Annotated in this window: 3 protein-coding genes; 2 read left to right on the top strand and 1 reads right to left on the bottom strand. The window is 70.4% G+C overall.

Going from position 1 to position 1,965, the window contains the following annotated elements:
- Positions 1–602, bottom strand: a 602-nt coding sequence (locus A9X05_RS26055) for an adenine glycosylase (protein ID WP_067785030.1), incomplete at its 3' end; no start/stop codon positions are given.
- On the opposite strand from A9X05_RS26055, the gene A9X05_RS26050 reads away from it, so the two are divergent.
- Both A9X05_RS26050 and A9X05_RS26045 read left to right on the top strand, forming a co-directional pair.
- Positions 601–1,218: a carbonic anhydrase gene (locus A9X05_RS26050; RefSeq protein WP_067747827.1), complete on the top strand. Its 618-nt coding sequence runs from the start codon at positions 601–603 to the stop codon at positions 1,216–1,218. The genes A9X05_RS26055 and A9X05_RS26050 overlap by 2 nt on opposite strands.
- 102 nt (positions 1,219–1,320) lie before the next feature.
- On the top strand, positions 1,321–1,965 hold a 645-nt coding region (locus tag A9X05_RS26045; protein WP_156737001.1), incomplete at its 3' end, for a hypothetical protein.

Raw genomic sequence — 1,965 nt, 5'->3', positions numbered from 1 at the left:
GTCGCGCCGAGTTCCATCAGGGCGACGGAGAACCGCGGCGCCGTTTCGTCCGCGGGCAGCAGGGCAGCGACGTCGGCCATGTCCCGCACCGCCGACGGCGAACCGGCATCGGCCAGCCCGCGCACGGCGCGGGCCACCACCCGGCGCACGTTGGTGTCCACCACCGGGACCGACTGCCGGTAGGCGAAACAGGCGACGGCGCGCGCGGTGTAGCTGCCGATGCCCGGCAACGTCAGGAGGATGTCGACATCCTCGGGCACCACGTCGCCGTAGTCGCGCGCGATAACGGTCGCGCACTCGTGCAGGCGCTTGGCCCGCCGCGGATAGCCCAGCTTGCCCCACGCCCGCAGCACGTCGGCGGCGCTGGCGGCGGCGGTGGCCGACGGGGTGGGCCACCGCAGCACCCAGTCCGACCAGATCGGCAGCACCCGCGACACCGGCGTCTGCTGCAGCATGAACTCGCTGACCAGGATCTGCCACGCGCTCACGCCGGGCTCACGCCAAGGCAGATCGCGGCGGGATCGCTCGTACCACTCGAGCAACTCGTCGCCCGGAATATTTGGCCGCCCGTTCACCCGCGGATGCGGCATGATGTCAGCCATGCCTAACACCAGCCCCGTAACCGCGTGGAAAGCACTCAAAGAGGGTAACGAGCGATTCGTCGCAGGAAAGCCGCAGCATCCCAGCCAGAGTGTCGAACACCGGGCCAGCCTGGCCGCAGGGCAGAAGCCCACCGCTGTCGTGTTCGGTTGCGCCGACAGTCGGGTGGCGGCCGAGCTCATTTTCGACCAGGGCCTGGGCGACATGTTCGTGGTGCGCACGGCCGGGCAGGCGATCGACTCGGCGGTGCTGGGTTCCATCGAGTTCGCGGTGACGGTGCTGGACGTGCCGCTCATCGTGGTGCTGGGTCACGACAGCTGCGGCGCGGTCAAGGCCGCGCTGGGCGCGATCAACGACGGTGCGATCCCGGGCGGTTTCGTGCGGGACGTGGTGGAGCGAGTCGCGCCGTCGATCTTGATGGGCCGCCGCGACGGGCTCAGTCGCGTCGACGAGTTCGAGGAACGGCACGTGCGCGAAACGATCGCGCAGCTGGTGTCGCGTTCGAGCGCGATCGCCGAGCGGGTGGCGGCGGGCACCCTGGCGCTGGCGGGCGCGACCTATCACCTTTCCGACGGGCGCGCGGCGCTGGTCGACCACGTCGGGGACATCGGCGAATAGGCCCCGGCGCGGCCGGCACTAACACGGCCGTCAGCCAGCAAACCCCGCGACACGCCGGGGCGGGTCAGGCAACTCGACGTGACCTGGGCCTACGCTGCAAACGTGCTGGATCTGGAACCGCGTGGCCCGCTACCCACCGAGATCTATTGGCGGCGCCGTGGCCTGGCCGTGGGCGTCGCGGTCGTCGTCGTAGGGATCGTGGTCGCCGCGGTCATCGCCTTCATGGGACACAGCTCGGGCGCCAAGCCCGCCAGTGCCGACAAGCCCAATTCCGCTCAGAGCAAGCCGGGATCACCTGCGCCGCAGGCGCCTCCGCCGATCGCGCCCGGTGAGCAGCCCACGCCGGTGCCGCAACAGGGCCAGAACCCGGAGATGCCCACCCCGACCGCCGCGGTGCAGCCGCCGCCGGTGCTGAAAGAGGGCGACGACTGCCCCGATTCGACGCTGGCCGTCAAGGGCCTGACCAATGCGCCGCAGTACTTCATCGGTGATCAGCCGAAGTTCACCATGGTCGTCACCAACATCGGCCTGGTGTCGTGCAAGCGTGACGTCGGCGCCGCGGTGCTGGCCGCCTACGTGTACTCGCTGGACAACAAGCGGCTGTGGTCGAACCTGGACTGCGCGCCGTCCAACGAGACGCTGATCAAGACCTTCACGCCGGGCGAGCAGGTGACGACCGCGGTGACCTGGACGGGGATGGGGTCGGCTCCGCACTGCCCGCTGCCGCGGCCGGCGATCGGGCCGGGC

This window comes from Mycobacterium sp. E3298 (assembly GCF_001666895.1).
Lineage (GTDB): Bacteria > Actinomycetota > Actinomycetes > Mycobacteriales > Mycobacteriaceae > Mycobacterium.
Note: the sequence above shows the minus strand (reverse complement) of the source record. Positions and strands in the feature narration are given on the sequence as shown.